General features: G+C 44.0%; 25 protein-coding genes. 1 reads left to right on the forward strand and 24 read right to left on the reverse strand.

What is annotated here, in order from left to right:
- Positions 1–14: 14 nt before the first annotated feature.
- From ACFOEK_RS19875 to ACFOEK_RS19940, 14 genes are all read right to left on the reverse strand, one after another.
- The gene (locus tag ACFOEK_RS19875) at positions 15–2537 is read right to left on the reverse strand and encodes a TonB-dependent siderophore receptor (RefSeq protein ID WP_386723233.1); all 2523 of its coding nucleotides are present in this window, start codon (positions 2535–2537) and stop codon (positions 15–17) included.
- A gap of 237 nt (positions 2538–2774) precedes the next feature.
- A complete protein-coding gene (locus ACFOEK_RS19880; RefSeq protein WP_386723234.1) occupies positions 2775–3815 on the reverse strand; it encodes a FecR domain-containing protein in 1041 nt (346 codons plus the stop codon).
- A 6-nt stretch (positions 3816–3821) separates the two neighbouring features.
- Positions 3822–4355 carry a sigma-70 family RNA polymerase sigma factor gene (locus tag ACFOEK_RS19885; RefSeq protein WP_386723235.1) on the reverse strand — a complete coding sequence of 178 codons (534 nt, stop codon included), beginning with the start codon at positions 4353–4355 and terminating at the stop codon, positions 3822–3824.
- 133 nt (positions 4356–4488) lie between these two features.
- The gene (locus ACFOEK_RS19890) at positions 4489–4935 is read right to left on the reverse strand and encodes a hypothetical protein (RefSeq protein WP_386723236.1); all 447 of its coding nucleotides are present in this window, start codon (positions 4933–4935) and stop codon (positions 4489–4491) included.
- 13 nt (positions 4936–4948) lie between these two features.
- Positions 4949–6244 carry a diguanylate cyclase gene (locus tag ACFOEK_RS19895; protein ID WP_386723237.1) on the reverse strand — a complete coding sequence of 432 codons (1296 nt, stop codon included), beginning with the start codon at positions 6242–6244 and terminating at the stop codon, positions 4949–4951.
- 195 nt (positions 6245–6439) lie between these two features.
- Positions 6440–7054 (reverse strand): DUF1287 domain-containing protein, encoded by a 615-nt coding sequence (locus ACFOEK_RS19900; RefSeq protein ID WP_386723238.1) that lies wholly within the window; start codon positions 7052–7054, stop codon positions 6440–6442.
- Positions 7055–7166: 112 nt separating this feature from the next.
- Positions 7167–7556: a GFA family protein gene (locus tag ACFOEK_RS19905; RefSeq protein ID WP_386723239.1), complete on the reverse strand. Its 390-nt coding sequence runs from the start codon at positions 7554–7556 to the stop codon at positions 7167–7169.
- A 401-nt stretch (positions 7557–7957) separates the two neighbouring features.
- Positions 7958–10600, reverse strand: a complete 2643-nt coding sequence (locus ACFOEK_RS19910) for a hypothetical protein (RefSeq protein ID WP_386723240.1) — start codon at positions 10598–10600, stop codon at positions 7958–7960.
- A 154-nt stretch (positions 10601–10754) separates the two neighbouring features.
- Positions 10755–11063: a hypothetical protein gene (locus tag ACFOEK_RS19915; protein WP_386723241.1), complete on the reverse strand. Its 309-nt coding sequence runs from the start codon at positions 11061–11063 to the stop codon at positions 10755–10757.
- Positions 11064–11104: 41 nt separating this feature from the next.
- Positions 11105–11437 carry a hypothetical protein gene (locus ACFOEK_RS19920; RefSeq protein ID WP_386723242.1) on the reverse strand — a complete coding sequence of 111 codons (333 nt, stop codon included), beginning with the start codon at positions 11435–11437 and terminating at the stop codon, positions 11105–11107.
- 68 nt (positions 11438–11505) lie between these two features.
- Positions 11506–12594, reverse strand: coding sequence for a CobW family GTP-binding protein (locus ACFOEK_RS19925; RefSeq protein WP_386723243.1), 1089 nt, complete (start codon positions 12592–12594; stop codon positions 11506–11508).
- A gap of 69 nt (positions 12595–12663) precedes the next feature.
- A complete protein-coding gene (locus tag ACFOEK_RS19930; RefSeq protein WP_386723244.1) occupies positions 12664–13236 on the reverse strand; it encodes a phosphoribosyltransferase in 573 nt (190 codons plus the stop codon).
- A 267-nt stretch (positions 13237–13503) separates the two neighbouring features.
- Complete coding sequence (locus ACFOEK_RS19935; protein ID WP_386723245.1) at positions 13504–14397, reverse strand: bifunctional transcriptional activator/DNA repair enzyme AdaA; 894 nt, start codon at positions 14395–14397, stop codon at positions 13504–13506.
- A 121-nt stretch (positions 14398–14518) separates the two neighbouring features.
- Positions 14519–15562: an AraC family transcriptional regulator gene (locus ACFOEK_RS19940; protein ID WP_386723246.1), complete on the reverse strand. Its 1044-nt coding sequence runs from the start codon at positions 15560–15562 to the stop codon at positions 14519–14521.
- A 205-nt stretch (positions 15563–15767) separates the two neighbouring features.
- Here ACFOEK_RS19940 and ACFOEK_RS19945 point away from each other — a divergent pair, with 205 nt between their 5' ends.
- A complete protein-coding gene (locus ACFOEK_RS19945; protein WP_386723247.1) occupies positions 15768–16670 on the forward strand; it encodes a sterol desaturase family protein in 903 nt (300 codons plus the stop codon).
- Between the two features lie 34 nt (positions 16671–16704).
- On the opposite strand, the gene ACFOEK_RS19950 is transcribed toward ACFOEK_RS19945, so the two are convergent.
- The 10 genes from ACFOEK_RS19950 to phnX all read right to left on the reverse strand — a co-directional run bounded on the left by ACFOEK_RS19950 (position 16705) and on the right by phnX (position 23841).
- On the reverse strand, positions 16705–17160 hold the full coding sequence (locus ACFOEK_RS19950) for a hypothetical protein (RefSeq protein WP_386723248.1): 456 nt from the start codon (positions 17158–17160) through the stop codon (positions 16705–16707).
- Between the two features lie 595 nt (positions 17161–17755).
- Entirely contained in the window at positions 17756–18094 is a 339-nt protein-coding gene (locus ACFOEK_RS19955) for a hypothetical protein (protein ID WP_386723249.1), read from the reverse strand.
- A gap of 43 nt (positions 18095–18137) precedes the next feature.
- The gene (locus ACFOEK_RS19960; protein WP_386723250.1) at positions 18138–18602 is read right to left on the reverse strand and encodes a hypothetical protein; all 465 of its coding nucleotides are present in this window, start codon (positions 18600–18602) and stop codon (positions 18138–18140) included.
- Between the two features lie 511 nt (positions 18603–19113).
- Positions 19114–19434: a hypothetical protein gene (locus ACFOEK_RS19965; protein WP_386723251.1), complete on the reverse strand. Its 321-nt coding sequence runs from the start codon at positions 19432–19434 to the stop codon at positions 19114–19116.
- An 86-nt stretch (positions 19435–19520) separates the two neighbouring features.
- Positions 19521–19850 carry a hypothetical protein gene (locus ACFOEK_RS19970; RefSeq protein WP_386723252.1) on the reverse strand — a complete coding sequence of 110 codons (330 nt, stop codon included), beginning with the start codon at positions 19848–19850 and terminating at the stop codon, positions 19521–19523.
- Between the two features lie 110 nt (positions 19851–19960).
- On the reverse strand, positions 19961–20518 hold the full coding sequence (locus tag ACFOEK_RS19975; protein ID WP_386723253.1) for a hypothetical protein: 558 nt from the start codon (positions 20516–20518) through the stop codon (positions 19961–19963).
- Between the two features lie 33 nt (positions 20519–20551).
- A complete protein-coding gene (locus ACFOEK_RS19980; protein WP_386723254.1) occupies positions 20552–20935 on the reverse strand; it encodes a DUF2846 domain-containing protein in 384 nt (127 codons plus the stop codon).
- A 234-nt stretch (positions 20936–21169) separates the two neighbouring features.
- Positions 21170–22063 carry an EamA family transporter gene (locus tag ACFOEK_RS19985; protein WP_386723255.1) on the reverse strand — a complete coding sequence of 298 codons (894 nt, stop codon included), beginning with the start codon at positions 22061–22063 and terminating at the stop codon, positions 21170–21172.
- A 354-nt stretch (positions 22064–22417) separates the two neighbouring features.
- Complete coding sequence (locus ACFOEK_RS19990; protein ID WP_386723256.1) at positions 22418–22993, reverse strand: HD domain-containing protein; 576 nt, start codon at positions 22991–22993, stop codon at positions 22418–22420.
- On the reverse strand, positions 22993–23841 hold the full coding sequence (gene phnX, locus ACFOEK_RS19995) for a phosphonoacetaldehyde hydrolase (protein WP_386723257.1): 849 nt from the start codon (positions 23839–23841) through the stop codon (positions 22993–22995). The genes ACFOEK_RS19990 and phnX overlap by 1 nt, the downstream gene beginning before the upstream one ends.
- Positions 23842–23848 lie beyond the last annotated feature (7 nt).

Consider the following 23848-nt stretch of genomic DNA (forward strand, 5'->3'; position numbering starts at 1 on the left):
AAAGAACGTGATTTCTAGAAATCCAGTCGTGCAGTCATATAGGCAGTGCGAGGTTCACCTACATTAATTCGGAAAGCATTAATGGACGCAGGGTAATACTCTTTATCAAACAGATTCTTAACACCAGCCTGCAGTCTTAATTTACTATCTGCAATGAAAGGAACGTAGTACCAAGCTGCGGTGTCATAAATGGTATAGCTTGGTAAAGTAAATCGATTCTCATCATCGCCCTGACGCTCATCGGCATACTCCAATCCAAACCCAACACCTAATCCCGCCAACTTCCCTTGTTGAACTTCATACGATCCCCAAACGCGTGCTTTATTATCCGGTACGCTCTTTGGTGCATTACCTTCATTGTCTTTGTTGTCGTCATTATCATCGACGATTTCAGCGTCTATATGGGTATAACTGGCTAACACGTTCAATCCCGGAATGAACTGCATGGTTGCGCTCAATTCAAGCCCTTTCGACTTTTCTTCACCATTGAGTCGAGCAACAAAGTTATTATCGACAGTCAAAACATTCTCTCGAGTAAGCTCATACACTGAGGCGGTAACTCGCAACTTATCGTCCATAAAGCTCGACTTAATACCGATTTCAAATTGCGAAGCTTCTTCAGGATCAAAGTCTCTGTCACTAACCTGAGAGCTTGACGTCACATCTGGATAGTTAGGTAAGAACGATTCCGAGAAAGAGCCATATAAAGAAATACCATCGGTAAGTTCATACAAAGCCCCCAGTTGTGCACTGATATTGTCGTTAGAACTGTCAATTTCACGATGTTCTGGTGTGGCCAGAGGCACGAAAGTCCCACCGAAAGGACCATCGCCATAAAAGATGTTAGTTTCACTTTCCAATTCAAAGTGGTCGTATCTCAGACCGGCAAGCAGATTCAATCGATCCGTCAGGTAACTGATATTCTGAATAGATACACCGTACTCGGTGTAGGTGTCATCAATATCATGAACTACCGTCTGCGCTCGTTTGTTGTAGGTAGGCCGAGTCGATTCATATATGTCAACTATATCAAGATCCAGCGAATACAATGGCGCGGGTGAGAAAACACCCGTAATGTCTTGTAAAGCAAAGCCGTTATCACGCTGAGCGCCTCGCACAGTATAGTTCGCACCAACGTATAAACGGTGTTCAACATCACCAGTAAAGAAATCACCGCTTATGCTGTTGGAGATGAACAAATCGTCTTCCTGGGTATTCAAATTCGAATCCGCCGTGCGCAATAACAAGCCATTCGACTGGACGCTACCAGAATTAATCAACCCCAAAATTTGTAGGAAATTTGCTGGTACACCATTCAGTCCATAGGTCGGACGAGCCTGATACTCATCGAAGCTTTTTTCGTAATATCCAGCTTTGAATTGGTTCTTCCAGCCATTATCAAACTCGTGATCAAAGTCGAACTGAACACGCTTTTCTACACCGTCTCGCTCACTGAATTCACTGCCTAGTCGACGCTCAATCGGAAGTCTGGCAACGGAGATATTACCGTTACCATCATCCACCGCTACAGTTCCACGGTCGATCGGTACGTTTTGATCGCTGTAGCCTAAGCGAAGAGTAAAGGTATTCTGATCGTCCGGTGTGAAGCTGATGGATGGGGAGATGCTGTAAATTTCGGTGTTTGCAGGAGTGGCTCCCTCTTCCGTTTTTACTTCTCTGAAAGATTCTGAATCTTCTCTCGCGATAATCACTCTATACTGAAACTTATCAGAAAGACTGCCTGTACTGTCAATAGCTAACTTCTGACGACCATGCTCATCCCAGTCGGCCTGAACTGAGTGCGCACTGTCTTTCTGAGGTTTCTTAGTAATGATATTAATTAACCCGCCAGGACTGACTTGTCCGTGCAGAACAGAAGCTGGCCCATTTACCACTTCCACACGCTCAATGTTGGCAACATCCATTCTGGTTCGGCTACTGACTGGGGCTCCATCCACAAACAAGTGATTATTATCCATCCCTCGAATGATGACATCATCCTGAGAACCACCAAAACCATCGGTACGAGTGACGCCTGCTGCGTTTAGAAGTACGTCGGTTAAACGAGTAGCATTTTGATCAAGGATTAACTGCTCTGGCAACACCTGCACCGAACGAGGCAAGCTATCAACGTCGGTAACAAATCCGGTAGCCGACTCCGCCTCATCAAATTCATAGCGACTTAATACCGTGCCATAGATTACTTGCACTTCTTGTTCAGAAAACACAGACAACTCCGCTATCTCCAGAGCGTAACTTCCGTCGTCCAAACGAGTAGCTCTAAGGCCTGAGTCTGATAGTAGCAAGTTCAAAGCATCTTCAACCGTATACAGCCCTTCCAATCCCTGGCTTACTTTACCAGTGGTCAACGCAGTCGAATAAGACAGTAAAATCCCTGTATCACGCCCTAAAGTGTTCAATGCCGTCTCTAATGAACCTGCAGGAATATTAAATTGCATTTTTAACTGTGATAGTGACGTGCCGGCCAAATTGGATGCATCAGCTCGAACCATCTCTGGTAAAGCCAATACTGGCACGGCCGCACCTAACGCTATAGTTAGAGCCTGATTCAACAAAGTTCTGCTTGGTTTTTTGAGGAGGCCTCTGGCCTTCAAACAGCCTGATTGGGAGATCAACATAGAGATTTAATCCTTAGGTGTGCAAAGAAAATAAATGGGATTTACTCTCTATGTCCCGCGAGATTTCAAAAGAGGTCAAAAAATTTCAATTTTTTTAAAAGTGAGTGATTCACGTATATTTGAATTCAGGAGCTATTAAGCTGCAGCCTGAAACGACACAAAATATCGGGTCAAATAATGTGCTTTTACGCCCAAGGATTGCTCAACCGCTCTGAAAATTCGATCTGTATCCGCTTTTAAACTATGCCCAAGCGGATAGGTACCAGAAACCCGCAGGTTAGCAATGTCCGGCGAGCAGCGTACATAGCCAGTTCGATAGCGAGCCACTTCATTGAGAAAATCCTCAAATCGCATACCCTTCGCTACAATCATGCCTTGAGTCCAGGCCTTGGCATTTGGATCGAGCTTTAAAGCCGTAGACACAGAAGCACGATCAAAGCGGGTTTGTTCTCCGGCAATGATGCGCTGTTTCGCAAGATGATTGTCCGATGGAATCACATCCACCGCACCGGAATAAACCGACAGATCACAGAAATTCCGTTGATGTCGGACCAAAAACTCCGCATCGTCAGGAAGCAAAGAACCTTGGTCAGTTTCAATCCGCAGCCGACCTGTATGCATCGACACGTTATCGGGAATCATACGCACCATGATCTCCCCTTGCAGCAAGGTAAGCAATTCTTCAACTGCATTTACCTGAACATTAAGAGATGTATTCGTATTGAGTTGAACCGAGCCTCCGGATGCAAGCTTTAACTCCGTACGCTCACCAATTCCAGTAGAAACATCTGCCACCCAGGCTTGCCAAGGTAACTCTTGTTTCGCAACCCATCCGGCACCACCAGCAAAAAATAAAACAGATAAGGCTTTTATCATTTCACGACGAGAATGCATTGCAGGATGAACGACAGAGGTATGAGCTAGCCGCTTACCCGTTGAACTTCGCATAAAGGCAAACTGCTTATTCACCGATTGGATGTGCTGCCATGCCCGCTCATGATCCGGATGTTCTGCCCGCCATTGTGAAATCTGTTGAATAACAGTCCGTGAGTTTTTCGGGCTACCCTGGAGTTCCACACTCCACTCCACAGCTTGAATAGCAATAGCATGCGGGATATCCGACGTATCATTGTCCAACGCCCGGCTGGATTCAGCAGTATTGCGCTCGATTGTCATACGGTCTTATTCAAAATCAAATTGAATCGCAAAATAACAATGTGCACCTGCACGAACGAGATATCGCTTCACTGTAGACACAGAGACATTAAGCGTTTCAGCGATTTGCTGATGGGTCATGCCGTCCAACTGAGCATAGAGAAATGCCTGTTTTACTGGCACCGGCAGACCATCCAACAATCGATCAATTTCTGTGAGGGTTTCTAGCAGAATACCGCGTTCTTCTTCAGACGGCGCAAAAGACTCCGGCATTTCTGCCAACACGTCCAGATAGACTCGTTCCAACTGTTCTCGTCGCCAATGGTTGGACAATACTCGTTTTGCTACCACTGTCAAAAACGCTTTAGGTTCACAAAGATCTAATAACTGTTGTTTTTTGAGTAAGCGCTCAAACGTATCATGGCTTAAATCCTGGGCTTGATAGGAGCACCCGAGTTTTCCACGCAACCAACTAAACAGCCAACCGGCATGTTCGTTATAAAGTTCATGAATTTGTAATTGGATGCGCTCTTGGTCTGAGGCCAAAATAGCAGAGGACATAGATAACCCTGTAACAGCAAATAAGGATCAAGTGAGAACAATTCTCATTATATTCGCTATTCACTTAGGGTTTCAACAACGACTTCCGATTCAAATACAGCCAGTCGTTATAGGATGAAAGAAAGTAAGAGGTTCAGTTTGCATTATGATCGTAAAAAAGAGCCTCTAAACCCGGATTGTCGGTCTGTATATACGGTTGATACAAATAACAGCTAATCCTGGCATAATTATCCAAATCACTTGAGATCAAGCAGGTTTCTTCATAATAAACACCGCTTTCTGTAAATCGAATTCGTAACACTCTGGCGTCACCTGCTAACGCTGGTTCAATGGCTGCTGTTCCCTTTGTAATCACACCATCTATATCTCGCACAACGGCCATTGCATCACCCTCAGAATGGATTTGAATCTTACCATAATAGGTTTGAGTCGAATCCGGGGATTTGCCTATAAGCAAATAGTTCCCTAGCACCATCATGCGTAAATGATCTTCATCAGCGAAGTTGATGGAAGCAATTGCCATCAAAGAGCAACAAACTAAAGACCGGAAAGCGATCCACTTTATGCGTGCTTTATTCATTTATCCCTTGCCCTTAAATCTTGTCCGAAAAAGCAAAGCCATTCTTGCCTCTCTTCTTCACTGAATACATAGCATCATCCGCTGCTTTGAGTAAGGCTTCCAGATCCTTCCCCTGATCAGGGCAACTGGCAATCCCAATACTCGCCGTCACTGTCGCTTCTTTATCAGAAACACAGATGGATGCTTTTAGCGCTTCTAATATTCTAGTGGCTACAGCCGCACTTTCCTCATCGCTGCTGTCTTGAGATAACAGCACCACAAACTCATCGCCGCCGATGCGGGCTAACAGATCTTCATTACGAATCTGCGTCTGAACCCGACGAGCCACTTCGCGAAGTACTTCATCCCCTGCATCATGGCCTAAAGAGTCGTTTACGGACTTAAAGCCATCAAGATCAATAAACATGAGTCGCAGCGTGTGATTGTGTCTCAAAGCATGGGCTATTTCAGTCTTTGCCGCTTCTTGCATGTAATGGAGACTATAAACACCGGTAAGCGTGTCCTTCATCGCAATATCATGCAACCGAGCTCTCGACGCTTTTACCTCTTCAAGTGCGTCATACAATTCGGTGAAATCGTACTCCACCATAAGAAACAAAAACTCACCGTTCAGTGGATGTCGAGTCCGTCGAATATCCAAGCTATGACGTCGTGGGCCTGCACTGGTTTGCATGATGAAATCCCAACGCCCTTCTTCACCGGCTTGGACTTTTTCAAAACATGCCTCACCCTCCTCGACATCCGCAAAACGAGCCACAAAAGGAGGAATACCTTCGGGTAATGGTTGATTCAATAAATGATTATAAGCTTCCGTAGCGGCAGGGTTTTCAACGATCGGTGTTCCGTCCAAAGCAAAAGTCGTAGCAGGTACTCGCGTATAACGCATGGCTTCCATCAACAGCAAGTTCTCAGGCTGCTCACCTAAGTTCACCTGATCGTTAATGTAAGCAATGATCCCTCGATGCTTCTTCGGGCCCAATAAGACAGCGCGGTGCATCATCAATAACGTTTTAGGCTTGCCGTTTGGATACGTAGTCCACGGATCGACGGTTAATCCATCTTTTGCCGCTAACTCAAAGGTTTGAAGAATTCGATCTCGAGCACCTTGGGTATCTTCAGAGAGATCTTTATCGATCAACTCCTGTAACGAGTTTAACCCCCAGAATTCAACGGCCGATGGATTGCCCCACCACCAACCATGTTTGTCCAAATCGAAGATCCAAACCACATTAGGAATCAACTCATACAAACCCAACTCATTATGTGACTTGATATGTACCAAATGCTCATACGTATTCGTTTCAGACATTCCCTAAAGACAACCTCTTACACAGCAAACCGTCATTCCTTATTTTTTATAAATGACGTTCTAGATGGAGACAAGCACTGTATATAAAGCTTTTTAATTTCTTATGTAAACCAAAAAGTACTTTTCTTTGGAATATCAGGGATCTGTCACAAGAAAGGCGATAACAAGGGCAAAGTGATATTGAGTAAAGCACAACTAGTTTTGGGGTCTATAACGGTAATGCCCTGTAATCTTATAAGAAAACAACATGTCGTCGAGACTCGGGCCAGCACCGATATTATGAACGATGAGCGGATTGCCCGTGATTGCGGATACCTTGTCGGAGACAATACCAATATGCGGGAGATTGCCTGGTAGCATCCAAGTGACCAAATCTCCTGGAGAATACTCTTTAGGGTTTGACGAGACAGCTAACGTTTCACCGTGCCGAGCAAAGAAAGTCTGTAGATTAGGTACTCGACGATGATCAATGTTCTTATCTGTCGTCGTTAATCCCCATATCCTCTTTGACGGATAGGCATTAAAACTCCGCCTCATGTCTTCATGCACTCGCACCTGTAAATCAACACCTAACGCTCGATAAGCACGAATCACTACATCGGTACATACGCCAATATGTTCAGGAACATCACCATTTGGGTAAGGAATGGAAAAATACGAACCGTCGTACGTAACGTTTTGCTCTGTTCGCGCAATGGCCGCTTTTACCAGAGCCGTCACAAACGCCTGACGCTCAGAAGGCTCTGCCGAGATAGCCATCGAAACAATGAGAAAAGAGATAAAAACGGATGTAAGTCGAAGAAATTTCATAAGCTCATTATGGGCTCAAAGGTTGATGATCAGTATAGACCTGTACAGAGCAGACATGCGCATAGGTTCATTAACTATACTGATCTTTTCTCTGGTGAATACCGCTCGTGAATTACGAAAACTCATTTCGCTTAGGCAAGTCCGAATCAATATCGTACCAGCTTGCTTTTTGAGACACCCATATATGCTCTTTCTCTTGAGCGTTTATATCACTGTCCAGGCACCCTAAACGAAGCACGATATGTGGTGTGCCTTCTCTTTTAGCATAAATCTGGGAACCACAATTTGAACAGAAAAAGCGCTGTTTACCAGGAGAGGACTCATAAAACTTCAATGTGTCTCCATCAAGCAGCGTGAAATCCTCATCCTGCACCGCAACCACACTGGAAAAAGCACTGGCATGGGCTTTTCGGCAGGTTGGGCAGTGACAATGTACGATGCCCCCTACTTCACCTGAGATTTCATATTTAATTGAACCACACAGACAGCTTCCTTGAATCATAATATCCTCCGTTGAGTTTAAAGACTGTTTGACCTTTCCCCAAGATTAGTAACTTGAACGATAAATTAATTCGATCACGTATTAGAAAAAATACAGTGGGTAAGATGAATTAGTTCAGGTCAGATCTTAGAGCGTCACCTAACAACACGCTCGCTCCATCGGTATTCTGCAATGATTTCGTAAGCCAACCTTGCAGACCCCGTATCTCCTATCTTAAAACCATGTCTCGAGCGGAAATACCTTGTTGAGATCCATCCGCACTCCTATGTACTTATCCCTTAATATAAAAGCCCCGGTTTTATACGGGGCTTTCTTTAACTAACAACCGTTTGTTCTAACAGCTATTTGTTTTAACAGCCCTTTGCTCTAACTAATGTGTTCAACAACGACTGATTCGAGAGCTAAACAAAACTCAGGAATTTCTCCCGGTTTTCCTCAGTTAACATTTCAACGGCACCCGTTATCGCGGCTGCAATCTTTTTCTCCCGCGCGGCCATCATGCCCGTATCATCGGGATCAACGTCATCCTTATTACGATAAATGTTCAGCACGTTTTCATACAATCGCTTCAGACCATGTTCTTCATCAAAATCATCCAGATCATCCTCGTACTCGTTGACTTCATGCACAACAGCAATACGGGTCAGAAAAGCATACTTTTCATCAATTTTCAGGTCTGACAGAAGATCGCAGAAGGCTTCGACTTCTTCATTCGTCGACTGACGGCAGAACTTTCCACCTTCTGAAAATTCCAAAAAACTGGCCATTAAGGTAGTTGATGGGAACAATTCCAGAACCAATTCATATAAGCTCAGAAGCTGTTTCTTCTGTGGGACTTTTGCCACCTTAGCCGCATACAGCATAGACGCCAGAACCATGCCTATATCATCAGAAATAAACAGAGGCGTGCGATCATCTTCCTCGTCCTGATCTTCATCTCGAACAAGTAATTCATGAGCTAACGCCAGCGCCTGCTCTTTTGTAATGGCATCACTGTCATCAGGTTCTGTACTCGTCTTCTTCATAAAGCGAGCAAATAAGCCACCAGAGCTCTTCGCCTGAGCATCAACATACGCCTTGATTTGATCGATCAGCACAGGGGCTTTTGCCCGCTCTTCCTCTTCAAACGCATCCGAGAACGCATTCAAGCCTTTAAACTCAAAATAAACGCGTTTAAATATATGCTCGAAATAGAACGCCCACAGAGGCTCCAAATCTTGATCAGGAAAGAAGCTATCCGCTTCTTTAGACAAGATATACGCCACCGACAACAGCTGAGCGCCCCAGGCATACTCGGTCTGATTCAACGCAGGTAATACGCCAAGGAGGTCGTCCGGCGTGAAATGATGAGCAAGTTTGATGATGTCTTGCAGCATGTCAGCGAAATCGGCTTTCTCGCGCTGATAAAGCTCATGAATTTCATTCAGCCGAACCAAACCGAAGTGATCCACCATAGGTTCGTTGATCAGATGAAACACCCGTCGTCTGATGTCATCCTTAGTCAACGCCTTAACAGTAAAACGCTCAACGGCTTCTTTTTTACTACACAGTTCATAGTCTTTACTGATGATTTTAATCTCATCGCCTGTCAGCTCTTTTTTACCAAACAGGCGCACCAGCACATCCAAGGTTCTTAAACACTTCTCGTTCTGTGCCTTTTCACCATCGTCTTCAATATAAAAACTGTCCGGATTTTGATAAGTCACCAGGAAACGTTCAATGATGTCTTCCAGAGTAATATCCTGGTCCAGATCTGGTGAGAGCTGCATACTGCCTGAGCCGAAGTACTCGAAACGCTTGTAGATATAATGCTTATTCTCAAAGGCAAGTTTTCGGAAATTGATGGGTTCTAACTGATCAAGAATTTCCGGGTACTTATTTTCTTCGATATAAGCAAAAATTTGCTCACCGTTCTCGAAGCATTCCAAGAAGAAGCTCTTGTTGGTTTCATACTCGTTATGCTCATCGTACTCCTGATAAAAAGGGTCGTCCTGAATATCCGCCAGCGTTGTTGTTTCGTCGTAAACCGGTTGCGAGTAGTAACAAAGGTCTTTCAGTGGCACATCTTTAACCACATCAAACAGCTCATTTTTCAGTGCATCGCGTGTGTCGTGGATGGTACGGCCATGAAACATCAGGTCATCAAAATCTTCCTCCGCTTCATCGCTTGAAATCGATTCGTGACGGTAGTCTTCATCGTCGTAGTACAGATCACGGATAGCGTCGAAATCATCTTCCAGTATTTCAAGCGGATCATAGTCCGTAACGTCCTTCGGACGACGCTTGAACGACTGAATCAAAGCCTTTTTGTAATAAAGATACTTGTTTTCATCCTTTAAAAAACATTGCAACAAGTTAGGAACAAACCGTTCCCTCTCTTCGAAAACGTAACGGGTCAAAATACAACCCAGAATATTTTTAAAACGACAATTGGCCAGTGCATCTAGGTACAGATCACTGTAACCGTGTTGTTGGAACAGGTATGCCATGTAATCCGCGCCGTGATACATGATCTGATTGTAATCGCTGTCTTCCGGATAATACTCGCCAATTAAATAGGCATATTCAGGGTATTTCTCCGCCACCAATATCAACAGGTAAATACCGAACAACATTTCGCTTGAAAAGAACAGTTCATTAGAGGAGTTTACCCGCATGCTGAACTCAACCAGTTCCTCACAGAAGGTCACAATTAAAGGCTTCAATTCTTCATGTTCTAATGCGTGCTGAAACACCACCATGTGAGAAAAGCGCAGATACACAGCATCATTACTTACGCGCTCTAACAGCTCATCAGACAGAGGCTCTACCGCATCGGATTTCAATTCATGATCAGGGCTGATCATAAAAATCGCCTTAAACTGATCCTGATTTAGCAGATGGCAAGCTTCAAAGGCCTCTTTATTGTGGGTAATAAAACCACCGACGTTGTCGATAAGTTCGCCGGCTTGGTAGGCATCCCGCAGTTGGGATGAGAAGGTTATGATTGCGTCCTTGAGTGATTCTTTATCGTGCAAATTAACTTGAATTAACGGCTGATCCATTGCTGTCTCACTGATACCTATTGATAAAGGTGTCATTAAACCACAAAAGCATACTTTAAAGAATTTTAATTTTGTCCAGTTGGACAGGAAACAGATCTGTAAATGAGGTTTGCTAAATGGGTCTTACGCTCTACAGAAAGACCCGAGATTTGGATTACCCCTTGATTACATACGTATAGACTGAGCCTTTTATTTGTCTGAAATCTCCAGTAATTTCAGGCAGATCTTCAGACGTTGAAACGAAATAGCCTTCTTCATCTGCAAAGGAACGATCAACAACAAAATAGATTCCTAACTCATCTCGTCGAACCTCTACAACTCCCATATTATTAAGCGAAGGTAAATTATCCGCTTTGCTGTTGTAATCGAGTAACAGCTGAATGTCTGTAGCACTTAGTTGTTGTTTAACATCAGAACACGCCACAACTAGAACACTGAATATAAAAATAATGAAACTTTTCATTACAAGCCTTTAAGCAAATAACGATTCACAATAGCCACTTCCTACTTTGAATCTTCCCAAATTACCTGAACACTATAGCCCCAGAAATGAAGAAACATTCCCGTTTGAGTATATCCAGGACCAAACCACTGCTCACTGCTTTCATATTCTGTAGAACCACAATAATCAATACTATATAGCTCAAAGCCTTTAGACTTAAATTCATCTACTATTTCATTTATCTTTTTGAGTAGAGTACTGGCCAAATATTCGCGACCACTGTATCTAGAATCAATAAAGTGCTGTTTCAAATTTCGATTTATGTCTTCCTGAATACCTAAGAGCTCGATGTATCTATCTTCTGAGCTTAGCTTAATTAGTTTTTCCATTTCCATAATGTATAACTGATAATTTTCAAACTTAGATTCAATTTTCGGACTATACAACTTACGAGGTATACAAGTTATTCCCCAACCGCCAGCACCAATTCACTCTCAATCTGATCCCAGTTCATCGCACCCGAGGTAATCACTTCTACCCGACTATCATGGCTTACGTCAGTTTCTTTCAGTGTCACCATGCCTTGTTCAGCATTGATAATAAGCGATTGGTTTTCAGCGATGTTGAAGATGCCTTTGACTCGTTCTGCTTGTAGGTTGAACACCAGAGCTTGCAGTTTCATGGCATCGAAGATGAGTTCTGAGCGGAAGATCCAGCCGCAGCTGTAGTGCCCGTCTCCTTTGTTTTCTTTACGGATACAGAGCTGATCCTCCGGCACCGTTAAAGACGTATCATCCAATACTCGATGATCGTGATCGTGATCGTGATCGTGATCGTGATCGTGATCGTGATCGTGGCAAGCATGCCCATGCGCTGGCTTTTGTTCAAGCCAATCAGAATCTACACGACCTTGGCTGATCCACTTTGATTGGCACGTTGATTTGATCCGCCCTTCTGCTTTTAGACCATTGAACCACTCATCGAAGTCATCCTGATACGAGCCATCGTACAAGTCACCTTTAGTGGCAACCAAGTAATCCGCCACCTTTAGTTGAGTGCGATAGATGTCGTGTTCTTGGTATTTCTCAATACGAATCTTGCTTGGGTCAATCAGTGTGATGGTACTGTACAGTTCGACCACATCACGATAATTCTCACCCGTTAATAGTTCGATGACCTCGTTAGGATGGCCCAGCCCAGTAGGTTCGACCAGGAGTCGATCGGGCTTTTGGGCAAGCAAGGCATTCAATCCGACTTTGGTTGGCAAGCCATTCACACAACACATGCAGCCGCCAGGAATTTCCTTAATTAAAAGATCCTGACAGTCTTTCAATGACTGACCCAGAGTTTGCTGAGTTTTAAGAATAGCGCCATCAATACCGATCTCACCAAACTCATTCACCAGCACAGCCCAGCGTTCGTTTTCGGGTTTGTTTTTTAACAGATGAAGTATGGCAGTGGTTTTTCCAACGCCTAAAAATCCGGTGATGATGTTGACAGGGATGGAATGGAAAGAAGCGGAATGAACAGACGAAGATAAATCAGAAGACATTATTCGGAGCACCAACTGCAAGCATGAGCAGCAAGGTTACTCCGAATCTTTTATGAATGGAATGAGCGCTTACTTAAAACGACCCAGCTCTTCCATCTTGTCGGCTATAGCCTTGAATTCTGGTTTGTTTTCCAGAATCTCTTGCTTGGTCAACCCTTCCAGTTCATGAGGGAACACCAACCACTCGTTGGTTTCATGCACATAATAGTCAGGGATATTTTCAGTCTTGTTATTCGCAGGCTTAAAGTACGGTGTTGCGATACGAATTTCAGGGGCATTCTTCTTACAGGCTTTTTTGATGTCGAACACTGTTTGTTGAATGCTCAGGCCAGAATCATGAACATCATCCACAATCAACAGAGAATCTTCAGACTCAAGACGTTTAATCAAATAGGTTAAGCCGTGTACTTTAACATGACGACTACGCTCACCAATCCCGGTGTAAGACGATGTACGAATGGCAATGTGATCAGAATCCACACCCAAACAATCCATCACTTCTTGAACTGCAATCCCAACAGGTGCACCACCACGCCATACGCCCACAATGTAGTTCGGACGGAAGCCACTCTCGTATATTTGCAAAGCCATTTGCGTTGAATCTTCAAGAAGCTGCTGTGCACTGATATAAACTTTATCCATGAAAAACCTCTAATTTGAAGGCGATCTCACCTTATCAAATGCCCATTGAACTGCTGCTTATTGCCTAGGCTACTATTGCCTTGCCTAGTTAGTAAGTGGCGCCGACTCACCAGCGCTAACGAAACATTAAACGCAAAAAAGTCTAGCAGCAAATGAGAGCTCTACAATGACCCAGAGCAGTCAATCAAACGGTCGTTTAAAAACAAGGCCGGCGATTATATGTTGATCAAGTAGTCAAATAAAGTCTTTTTCACAACGGCCCGATAATTAGCCTGCCGCCTCCCACATCAACAACGCCGATTTACGATCTAATCCCCAGCGATACCCACCCAACTCGCCTGTGCCACGTAACACCCGATGACACGGAATCAAATACGCCAAGGGGTTCGCACCGATGGCAGAAGCCACCGCCCTCACCGCTTTCGGCTTACCCAATGCATCCGCCACACGCTGATAGCTGGTCACGCTGCCATAAGGAAGATTTAACAATGCCTTCCAAACCTGAACCTGAAAGTTCGTACCTTTTGCTAATAGATGAATAGAAGCACCTATTGGATGAGCTTCTGAGCCCGAATCCAACGAGCTTGTATTTTGAAACAAGCACTCAGCCACACCGAATGTCGCAGACTGATCTTCCACTAAAACGGCGTGTTTCCATGTACTTTTAAGCAGTTCAAAGGCAGAATCATCGTCTTCACTGTCAATAAAAGTTAACTGACAGACACCTCGTTCCGTCACGGCCATAAACAGAAAACCAAAAGGCGTTGGATGGATACCATATCGGATCTCAATACCCTCACCAATCTTGGCAAATTCCCCAGGCGTGACCGCTTCTAATGTCACGAACAAATCATGCAATCGACCGCTGCCCGATAAGCCTGATTCAAACGCCGTATCCACCACCGACTGTTTAGCAGCCAGTTGTTGCTTAGCAAATTCTAACGTCAGATGCTTATTGAATTGTTTAGGCGAAATGCCCGCCCACTCTTTAAACATTTTTTGGAAATGGTATTCGCTGAGATGCACATGAGCCGCCACCTCTTCCAAGCTTGGTTGAGACTTAAAGTTCGCGCGTAGGAAGGCAATGGCCTGTTCGATGCGCTGATAGTTTTTTGCTTGGGATAAGCTTTTGTTCTTAGGTATTGGCGATTCAAGGATCATAAGTTTGGTCTAACGTCAGTATTCATAGGTTCGGTCACTGTTTATATGATGAGTCTAACCGTCTTGAGTTAATAAGGGCGACCCGATTCTTGCGCTCTTGAATGAGCGATCGCGCGTAATATCAAAGTAAACGCTTTTGATACTGCAAGGGCGTTTCTCCAAACCACAACTTAAACGCACGACTAAAGGCACTTTGTTCGGAATATCCGAGCATCAACGCTACTTCCGGCAACGACATCTTCTTATCTTTCAAATACTGTTTCGCCAACAGCATTCGAGTCTCTTTAAGTAAGTCGCGGAACACTACACCTTCGTCATTCAACCGACGATGCAAACTTCTCGGCGACATAAAGAACTGCTTAGCTACCGCTTCTACTGTTGGCTCCCCTTCCTGAAGCGCGCGAACCAAGACTTTACGAACTTTGATTAGAAAGTTGTCTTCGTCTTGATCCGCATTTGGCGCTTGCTCTAACAAGTTCTCCGCTTGAGTATTCATCAGTTGATGAAGTTGCTGGTCGCTCCCCTGAATCGGCAAGCTGAAATAAGAAGCTGGAAAGGTGACACAAAGATTCGGCTGCCCGAAGTTCACTTCACAATCAAAATACGCACGGTAAATTGTTTCATTCTCTGAAGGCACTTGATTGGTGAAATCAATTTGAATGGGTTTGATGGTGTCGTCCGCTAACATTTCTCTGGCCAGACTCACCAAGGCTGAAATCAAGAGTTCGTCGGACAGCTGATTCGAATACCCGTAATCCGCCTCCCAAATTAACTTAGCTAAAAAGCGCTCTTGGGAATCACTTTCAAAAGTCAGCGCCGCACGGTTGCCGTCGTAGAGCAATCGCTGAAACCGCTCGAAACAACGCAGCGCCTGCTCCAAATCCTGACTGGTTTTGAGTAAATACCCCAAACAGCCAAAATACTCGACCTTAACAAACTCACCGATCTTCAAACCAAGCGCCGGAAAATTGAACGTAGCTTGTAAGGTTTCCAACAACACCCACCATTGCTCGAACGAAAGATGCTGAGCATTGGTTACCTGGTGCAATTGCGCTTCTAAGGCACTGAACTCAATATCAGACGACACATGATCAGATAGGTAAGTTTTAACGAAGTCTGAAATCAGGTTGGACGCATCGGACGTAATCAACAAATTATTAAGCATGAAGAGATTGTCTATCTGGCAAACCAAAACTCTATTAAAGGCCACATTGGCCCAGATTGTCAAAAATACGACTCAGTTGGTCAATTATCGCTTGCGCTTCAACCCTATTATTAAAACCTGAGAAAACAGTTAACGCATGAGTCGTTCAACACAACTATAACTACAAAGATCGCTTAACAGATCGACAAAATTAGTGAGGCGTAGAATGCAAGATTTACTGCATGCCATTGGCTTTATCATCACCTTCGGGGTGTTTTTTGTGGGGATTATCATTGCGGAAGCCTACTACTGGCACCGTAAAGGCCGTACCGACATTTATGATTTTAAAGAAACCATCGCCAGCATCACCACAGGCGCCATGTACAAAATTTCCGATGGTATCCTCATCGCGGTTGTGATTACCGGCTTGTACGACTACGTCTATCAGTTTGGTTTGCAGTACGTACCGAACGATGGCATTTGGAGCATTCTGCTGATCTTTTTCGCGGTCGACTTCGTGTTCTATTGGTATCACAGAGCCATGCATAACATTCGCTGGTTATGGACAGGCCACGTAACGCACCACTCCTCCACCCGCATGAACTTCTCAACAGCGCTGCGTCAAAACTTTTTGTATGACCTGAACTTCGGCTGGTTAATCTGGTGGATGCCTATTGCCCTCATCGGCTTCGACAAAGACTGGGCCATCATCGCCATTGAACTGAACCTCGCTTATCAATTCTTCATCCATACTGAAACTGTGAACAAGCTGGGTTGGTGGGAAAAGTTCTTCAATACACCATCGCACCACCGAGTTCATCACGGCAGCAACCCGGAACAAATCGACACCAACTTCGGCGGCGTACTCATCATCTGGGACAAAATCTTCGGCACCTTTGTGGATGAAAAAGACGCGGGCGTCATCAAATACGGCTTAACCACTCGTCAACCAACGACCTTAAACCCGATCCGCTTATGTACCGATGAATTTGTTTGCATGGTGAAAGACATCATTCGCCACAAAGACCCACGCATACTTTGGAAAGGCCCAAACTGGGTAGAGAAAACCTATGGGCGGGAGGAAAAAGAAACGACTTCGACCGCTTCGTCTAATACGGTGAGTAATTGATGATGGGCTCCGAGAGGAGCCTTATTAAGTAACTTTATGGCAATGTGTACCTGTCTACTTTCAAAGCAAACTTGACTGTTTTCGCAGTAACATCAGATGTATATACGGGGCATTTATTCATTAAGTAATATCGTTCATTGTTTGTAACGACATTCCCCAATACTTCATCGCATACTGCAAGAAATTGCCCTTCAGTACCGAACACCGAAATGGATAACCTTATGTTTTCAATCAAGTTTATTGGTATCGGATTTAATGATACTGATGTAAGGACATCCTGATCTTTTATTTCTAGTCTTTCTAACTTTGGATCAAGAGCAGCATAATATTTTTGATGATAAGATCCAGTAAAGACACCAAGCTCTTCGTAAGCTGCTAACTTAGCTTCTGGTTCAACATGTATCATATACACAGTCAAAACAAGTAAACAGGCGAAGCTAAACCCTACTCCCCATACAAATCCCAAAACTAATCCTTTTAAATTTTTCATCTAACTCCCTTTTTAGTACTCAGTATTCATGCACTCAGATCAAGCGCTCTAATTAAAAATGCTTGGCACACGCCTTTCAAAGGTACATGTAACAGCAACGCTGCGGAGAGTCCTGCTGAGGCCGAAGTAAAGCTTTGGACTGTCCGATATTCATAGGCTGCGAAGTTAAACACTTTATTATATTTTTTGACTTCACGTATTCTTCAAAATATCTTTTCACGTCATCTGTGCTGACCTTAAAATCTTGGCAATGATCGTAGTTTCGCTGAACAGAAGAAAAACGATTAGCTACTATGTGTTGGCAACCTCCACCAACGTCTTTACCACGGCCTTCTTTTTCACATCGAGCTACGTCCTTCCAATAATGAAAAGCATCTACCGAGCTAGTACAAGCTTCATATGCATATCGGGAATCCTTTACCGCTTGACTCCTTGCTTCACGATATTCCTTAGTTAATTCACAACTATGAGCTAGCGGAGATAGAAAAAGGATCAAGAAAAGTAGTTTATTCATGGGAGGAATTAACGTTTCAATAAATGACGAGATCTAGCAAGTCCAACATAAGGTTTCCTTAGGCGAGGAAGGCTAAACTTACTAAGTTTTTAGCTTTCCAACATACCACGAACCAATCAATTTTGACCATGAGACACCCATAACACTTGGTACTTTTTGAGGGCTATAAGCGTACAGGTAAAAGCCCAAGTGATCAGAGAAAACTACGATATCATTTGTAGCTGGTTTTATGATTATTTTATCGATTAACGAATCAGGCGTTTTACTAGCTTTGCCGGCCAACAACTCGTTTGCATACTGATATGCAGGAATGCCGTTTATAACGAGCCAACGATAATGCCGATCGCTAGCGACAGTAGTAACGACAATAATTAGAAATAAAGTAGCTATGCCAACGAAAGCTCGATTTTTATTCTTCATAGAAACCAACGATTGGCTTAGCCACCGCAAAAACTGTCACTTGTTATGCCTTTGCCTTTAACTGTGCAATCGCCTTTAATAGATCGTCGCGATTTTTAGCTGATTTCATCCATTTGGGGAGCCTACTTGATAACGATGAGTTACTCCAACCCAGCTTTTCATCTCTACTTCTTTCTCTCAATTCAGCGCTTATATAATCTTCAAGATATTCGAGATGCCTTAAATTGAAAGCCCATAATGGATGGCCGTTGCATTGAGAAGTGAGCCATAAATCGAACTCAAAAAATCCATCAGTTGGATTATCTTCATACCAATAACATGCCCTTTCACTCGTTGATTTTGATTCACTAAACCCGCAGTGGAAACATGTAGCTTTTACCTCATTTTCTGAGTAAGGAACAATGCTCGCTTTTCCACTGCATTTAGGACAGACAATAAGAATAGGATTTTCTCTTGTAGGAAAACTAAAGCTCCCACGGTTTTCTCTATCTTCCTTGAATCTATTCATGTTCTCTTTACTCATTGGGTATAACAATGCCAGCAGCGGCCGAGTGTAACGAAATCCAGCCTCCATCGGGAGCAATGTTGGCAGGCCTTGTTATGTGCCTGCGAGCTTTCTTATAAATCTCTGGCCTCGTTTATTTATTAGGACAGCACCAACGAAAAATATAAAGGCAATGCCCGCCAAAAGGAAAAAACCTAGTATTAATGAAGCTAGAAGAAGAGGCAAAGATAAACACTGTAGGAAATTTACTATTACTTGAATTTTATAACACTTATCGCACCACGAAGCAGAGTAAGGGTGGCATCCTGGAGCATGACGCAGGTGACCTTGACTTGAGCATATATCGCAAATACCACAATACCCTTGATCTAATCCCTGCTTAAGTAATGATTCAGGGTCTTTAGCCCATAAATCGCAGTAACAATTCCTCTTTTTAGAATCCACGATATCCTCTTAAGTACATAGACATAATGACTCCCCACGAAACAATGCAAGCCCCTTGCGACGCGACTTGTTACATTTTGAGCTCGGTAATACGCTTATTTATTGCTTCTTTATCGAAGTACTGGACTAAAAGCTTAGACTGATTACTGAGTCGATTTATAATCGCACTCCCCCCCAAGGAGATTCCACCCAAGACACAAAGAAAATAGAGCCAATAGGATGAAAGCCCACTACCCATATGTAGAAGGTAAACTGCCACAAGCAGAAATACACCAAGCACACCAAACACTGCACACCATTTTCCAGCGTTATAAGATTCTGGCTGATTTATATATTTGAGCAATTCCTCTAAAGTAGTTAGCTCAAACTGTTCAGGATCTTCGAATGACATATCCCCTCCTTAGAAATGTAAGGCTCGCATTTGCGGCTGGCATGGAGTTCATCGGAAAACTAGTTCGCCCCCCGGTCATATAGATATTATGTTTTGTCTGCCACCTCTTGAATCATGTTGATCAAAGATTCTGCTTCTTGTTTTGTGAGTTTTATCGGTCTCATACTCGCTGCTAGCTTTGCATTATCAGAAAGCTCTATACCAACGTGCTTACTGCCACTCTTTGTCTCGATTAAATGCGCACGAATTGCGGTTTTATTCATTCCTTGAGTTTGGATAATTTCGTCATTTGCTGTATGCACAATCTTTCCACCGAGCATTCGCCCTTTGCCAGTTTTGGAAAACATTGACCAAAGAACAAATCCCATAAACCCAAAGAAAATCAATAAGGGGATATTGCTTAAAATATTATCCATCTAAATTTCTCGATCTATCAAAAAAACATAACGCCCGGTTGCATTTGCGGTTTTAAGTGGAGGCAAAGCCGGAGCTTAAAACCGTCAAATGCAACCGTTTATTCAATGTATTAGCAACTCTCTGAACCACCCGTTTTTTGGATAATACACTGAAATTGTTTCGTATCTTCATTTAGCCACTTTGGATTATCAACTTCTTTAGGATCACAGTTTGGCGCTAGCCCCGTAAATGCAAATGGCTTTGTCCTAGGAATTATTCTGACATTCTCTCCTGATTTATCATCAACTACATTAATGGTGCAATGATCGAGAGTTTTCTGGTCATTACTTCTTACAACATCAATTCTGATCGAATACTCGTGTCCTGCCTCTGGATTAAAGGTAACGATTCCACTACATGTCAAACGTATAAAAGACATAGTTCGTCCAATACCAATAGAGAATGAAACTAGTTCCCCAGTGGGTATATTGAAATATGACTCATCTACCAGCTCTTTAGTAAAGTTTTGCTGTCCTCCACGACACTCCGCAAAGTTGTCATAGAGGTGTGAATTGAACCTAGGATACATCCGTTTTTCATCGACATTTCTAACAAATCTTACTCTTGCACTGTTGGATATTTCAGAATTCACAAAATCGCGATAACTTGATTTTTGAGCGGTACTCATTGATTCTGACTCTGAGTACCTAGATTTCGAAAGTTACTCATAAATCTTCTGTTTATCATACGATTGAAGTATATTTTTCTGTGATATCACCCCTGAAGAAACGGATTTTACTTCTTGGTGAAGCTCTATGTAGTAAGTTTCACCCGGTTCTATTTTTACTGACAAGCGCTCACCACCTGCTGAAAATTTGTAGGTGCCTGGTGTCAAATGTATCCATGAATAGCCGTTGTCATATAACTCAACAACCTTCGAATCATTTATTCGAAAGCTTGTTGCATATCCGCCTCCATAATGAATATCTCCGCGCATCAGGTAGATTAGCGCTTTTTCGTTATCAACCGGTGGCGCGTCCTTATATATAGGCCCCATAGCACAACCTTGGAGAATCAAAACCAATAAAACAAGGTACTTCTTCACTACTACTCCTAACATGAGACTTGATCTGTGGGATTCATGATGCAAATGCCGGAAATTCTCAATCTCATTGAACAACGAATTCTCCGACACGTGTCACAGATCAGTTTTTCCTATTTTGCGTCACACACTCTGGCGCATAATCTATTAAAACAACAACTTAACCCATTAATGCAGATATTACATCCCCAAAATGCGACTTTGATTTCCGGCCAGAGCTCTAAAAAAACGCCCCCATCACAACACCAAGTAAATCCCCACCATCAAACTCACCAGCCCCAGTAATTTCAAACGATTGAATTCTTCATTGAGCAGCCACACGCCCATCGCGACGCCAATGGGAATGCTTACTTGCCGAAGTGCGACCACCTGCCCTACATGTTCTGTGTAGTTCATGGCAATCAGTACCAAGCTGTAGGTCAGTGTCATCACAAAGGCGGTGGAAGCAGTGCTGAGCATTTGTTGGGTGACTGTGCTGCGCCATTGTTCTGCGGAAGACTGGCTCATGAAGGAGAAGCCTAAACACCAGATGGCCGAGGATAAAGATAACCAGAACATATACACCAAGGAACGTTGCCAGCCTTGGTGATCAGGCAAAGTCTGAGATAACCCTGTGAGTACCGCCTGGTCCACATAGCTGTAACCGGTAGTCGCCAACGCCGCCACCACAGCAAAAAAGACACCGGGGCTTTTTAGGGAAGACCAAAAGACATCCTTACCTTTAAAGGGAATCAGTAAACAGCCAATGATGATCAGGAACACACCCACATATTGGATCAGGTTGTAGTGCTTATGACTGAACACGCTCACAGCAATGGGCACCAGGGCGACGGGTAAGGCTCTGGCTAGCGGATACACCACAGACAGTTCATACCCTCGATACCCCAGGCTTAAGCCAAAAAGATAGAAGGCTTGGAAGCACCCCGTCAGTACCAGCATTCCAAAATGATCCGTCACGATTGTGGTGGAAACTTGATGAAAATAGAGTGCGAACGGCAACAGCATTAACGCGGCAAAGCTGCTTACCACGGTGAAAAAGGACATGTAAGGCACGGACTTTTTGCCAATAAAGTTCCAAGCCGCATGACAAAACGCAGACACAACAACCAGTAAAAACGGCAGCCAAGTCATTCAGTACAACCCTTTTAAAGTTAAGAAAAAATAAAGCCCCGATACATCGAGGCTTTATAGATACAAATAGTTTACGAGGGATTTACTAGGGAACCTCTAAATAAGTCCGCTCTAGCTCAGCGGGCGCTAGAAAAATGTTAGAACAAGGCGAGCTTCGTAGAGAATGTCTAGACCTTTTCAAGAAGTTCAACACAGTTATAACGTTTTTAAAGCCCCGCCCTACGGGGCCTTAAGAGAAATATCTCTTTTTTGTTGCGGCTTTTTGACGTAACCCTTCGGGTCGAACCCGTTAGCCTTCAAAACCGCGCCTCAAATAGACATTTCTCTTATAGGCCTGAGCAGAGAGGGACTTGTTCAGAGGTTCCCTAGCTTTATGATCCGATCCCGATAATAGTCTAGATCAGGAATCTCCAAGCCCACTTGTTTGCCGTAATCATCAAAGTACCGAACTCTCAATGCTTGGCGGAAAAACGCCCCTTGCTCAAACTTAGCCACCTGTTCAGCAGTCATCGGCCCACCTTGTAAGGCTAAGCTGTGTTTGGACGCATCACTGAGGCCATCGTAGTAATCGTCTTTCACCGCACAAAGGTAACGCTTCGCAGCCACATGCAGTTGAATGGGTACGGTAATTTCTTTACCAAAATACTTTGTTAAGAAACGTGCGCCGAGCACTTCGTGTTTAAAGTCCTCTTCAGGCGTCCCGTCTGCAATCAAGCCGGCATCTTGAGGGCCAATGAAATGACCAACGTCATGAAGCAAACTGGCAATGATTATGTCATCTGTTTCGCCTTCCTGCTCTGCCAAAAACGCGCACTGCAACATGTGCTGTTTTTGGGTAACGGCTTCGCCGTATTGCTCATCACCAAAGCGGTTAAACAAGCTGACTAACGTTTGATAAACGAAGCCAGCCTGAGCGATGCACGTGTCCATTAAGGGCGCTCTCCCGCAGCCAGCTTGCGATTGATGTCGTCGATCACCACAGGCAGTTCAGCCACAGAATCAATCACATAATGGGCGCCACTCAAGGCCATTTTCTTACGGGCTTTAATCGCAATGGCTTCTTGCTCCTCACCAGACAAGGCTTGCCATTGCTCAAGGCTAAGGCCATTGGCATTGCCACTGACGGCCACAGCCACCGTCCACATCCCCGCATTCAAGCCTTCTTCAATGCCGGTTTCGGTGTCGTCGATCTTGATACATGCCTGCGCTTCAAGAATTTCCAGCTTTTCCATCACCGCTTGCGCCATGTACGGGTATGGGCGCCCTTTGGACACCTCAGTCGCGCATACGTTAACATCCGCTTCATAGCCTGCTTCTTTGGCAACTTCAGCAACCACTGCATACATTTGTTCGTTGTAGCCGGTGTTTCCACCCAATTTGATGCCTTGATCTCTTAGGTCATTGGCGACTTCTTTCCAGCCAGGAATCAACTCGCCGGTTAAGCGAATGGTTTCCAACTGAATGGGAAGAAACTCATGGTACAGCGCCATAACATCTTCTTCTGTTGATGCTTGGCCTTTCACCGCTTGCCACTTCTCTTGAATTTCAGGCATGGCTAACATCATGCGAATGTGAACGCTTTTCTCTGTGCCCATAGGTTCACGAGATTGCGCTTCGGTCACTTCAATACCATGATTCTGAAACAATTTCATAAACGCCATGATCGGTGCGCGAGAGCCAAAGTCGACAGTCGTGCCCGCCCAATCACAGATCACCGCTTTAACTTGACCGGCATAACGTCGTTGAAAAGTATAAGGCGCTTTGTTGATGGTATTCATGAGTCTA

Source organism: Litoribrevibacter euphylliae (assembly GCF_042646085.1).
Classification (GTDB): domain Bacteria; phylum Pseudomonadota; class Gammaproteobacteria; order Pseudomonadales; family Litoribrevibacteraceae; genus Litoribrevibacter; species Litoribrevibacter euphylliae.

What these genes read in the sequence shown, in the direction of transcription:
- ACFOEK_RS19950 (WP_386723248.1), bottom strand. Translation starts at nt 17,160, where the DNA reads ATGAAAAATTTAAAAGGATTAGTTTTGGGATTTGTATGGGGAGTAGGG.
- ACFOEK_RS19900 (WP_386723238.1), bottom strand. Translation starts at nt 7,054, where the DNA reads ATGAAATTTCTTCGACTTACATCCGTTTTTATCTCTTTTCTCATTGTT.
- ACFOEK_RS19930 (WP_386723244.1), bottom strand. Translation starts at nt 13,236, where the DNA reads ATGGATAAAGTTTATATCAGTGCACAGCAGCTTCTTGAAGATTCAACG.
- ACFOEK_RS19920 (WP_386723242.1), bottom strand. Translation starts at nt 11,437, where the DNA reads ATGGAAATGGAAAAACTAATTAAGCTAAGCTCAGAAGATAGATACATC.
- ACFOEK_RS19965 (WP_386723251.1), bottom strand. Translation starts at nt 19,434, where the DNA reads ATGTCATTCGAAGATCCTGAACAGTTTGAGCTAACTACTTTAGAGGAA.
- ACFOEK_RS19985 (WP_386723255.1), bottom strand. Translation starts at nt 22,063, where the DNA reads ATGACTTGGCTGCCGTTTTTACTGGTTGTTGTGTCTGCGTTTTGTCAT.
- ACFOEK_RS19960 (WP_386723250.1), bottom strand. Translation starts at nt 18,602, where the DNA reads ATGAATAGATTCAAGGAAGATAGAGAAAACCGTGGGAGCTTTAGTTTT.
- ACFOEK_RS19890 (WP_386723236.1), bottom strand. Translation starts at nt 4,935, where the DNA reads ATGAATAAAGCACGCATAAAGTGGATCGCTTTCCGGTCTTTAGTTTGT.
- ACFOEK_RS19910 (WP_386723240.1), bottom strand. Translation starts at nt 10,600, where the DNA reads ATGGATCAGCCGTTAATTCAAGTTAATTTGCACGATAAAGAATCACTC.
- ACFOEK_RS19905 (WP_386723239.1), bottom strand. Translation starts at nt 7,556, where the DNA reads ATGATTCAAGGAAGCTGTCTGTGTGGTTCAATTAAATATGAAATCTCA.
- ACFOEK_RS19935 (WP_386723245.1), bottom strand. Translation starts at nt 14,397, where the DNA reads ATGATCCTTGAATCGCCAATACCTAAGAACAAAAGCTTATCCCAAGCA.
- ACFOEK_RS19970 (WP_386723252.1), bottom strand. Translation starts at nt 19,850, where the DNA reads ATGGATAATATTTTAAGCAATATCCCCTTATTGATTTTCTTTGGGTTT.
- ACFOEK_RS19955 (WP_386723249.1), bottom strand. Translation starts at nt 18,094, where the DNA reads ATGAAGAATAAAAATCGAGCTTTCGTTGGCATAGCTACTTTATTTCTA.
- phnX (WP_386723257.1), bottom strand. Translation starts at nt 23,841, where the DNA reads ATGAATACCATCAACAAAGCGCCTTATACTTTTCAACGACGTTATGCC.
- ACFOEK_RS19915 (WP_386723241.1), bottom strand. Translation starts at nt 11,063, where the DNA reads ATGAAAAGTTTCATTATTTTTATATTCAGTGTTCTAGTTGTGGCGTGT.
- ACFOEK_RS19895 (WP_386723237.1), bottom strand. Translation starts at nt 6,244, where the DNA reads ATGTCTGAAACGAATACGTATGAGCATTTGGTACATATCAAGTCACAT.
- ACFOEK_RS19940 (WP_386723246.1), bottom strand. Translation starts at nt 15,562, where the DNA reads ATGCTTAATAATTTGTTGATTACGTCCGATGCGTCCAACCTGATTTCA.
- ACFOEK_RS19945 (WP_386723247.1), top strand. Translation starts at nt 15,768, where the DNA reads ATGCAAGATTTACTGCATGCCATTGGCTTTATCATCACCTTCGGGGTG.
- ACFOEK_RS19990 (WP_386723256.1), bottom strand. Translation starts at nt 22,993, where the DNA reads ATGGACACGTGCATCGCTCAGGCTGGCTTCGTTTATCAAACGTTAGTC.
- ACFOEK_RS19880 (WP_386723234.1), bottom strand. Translation starts at nt 3,815, where the DNA reads ATGACAATCGAGCGCAATACTGCTGAATCCAGCCGGGCGTTGGACAAT.
- ACFOEK_RS19925 (WP_386723243.1), bottom strand. Translation starts at nt 12,594, where the DNA reads ATGTCTTCTGATTTATCTTCGTCTGTTCATTCCGCTTCTTTCCATTCC.
- ACFOEK_RS19975 (WP_386723253.1), bottom strand. Translation starts at nt 20,518, where the DNA reads ATGAGTACCGCTCAAAAATCAAGTTATCGCGATTTTGTGAATTCTGAA.
- ACFOEK_RS19885 (WP_386723235.1), bottom strand. Translation starts at nt 4,355, where the DNA reads ATGTCCTCTGCTATTTTGGCCTCAGACCAAGAGCGCATCCAATTACAA.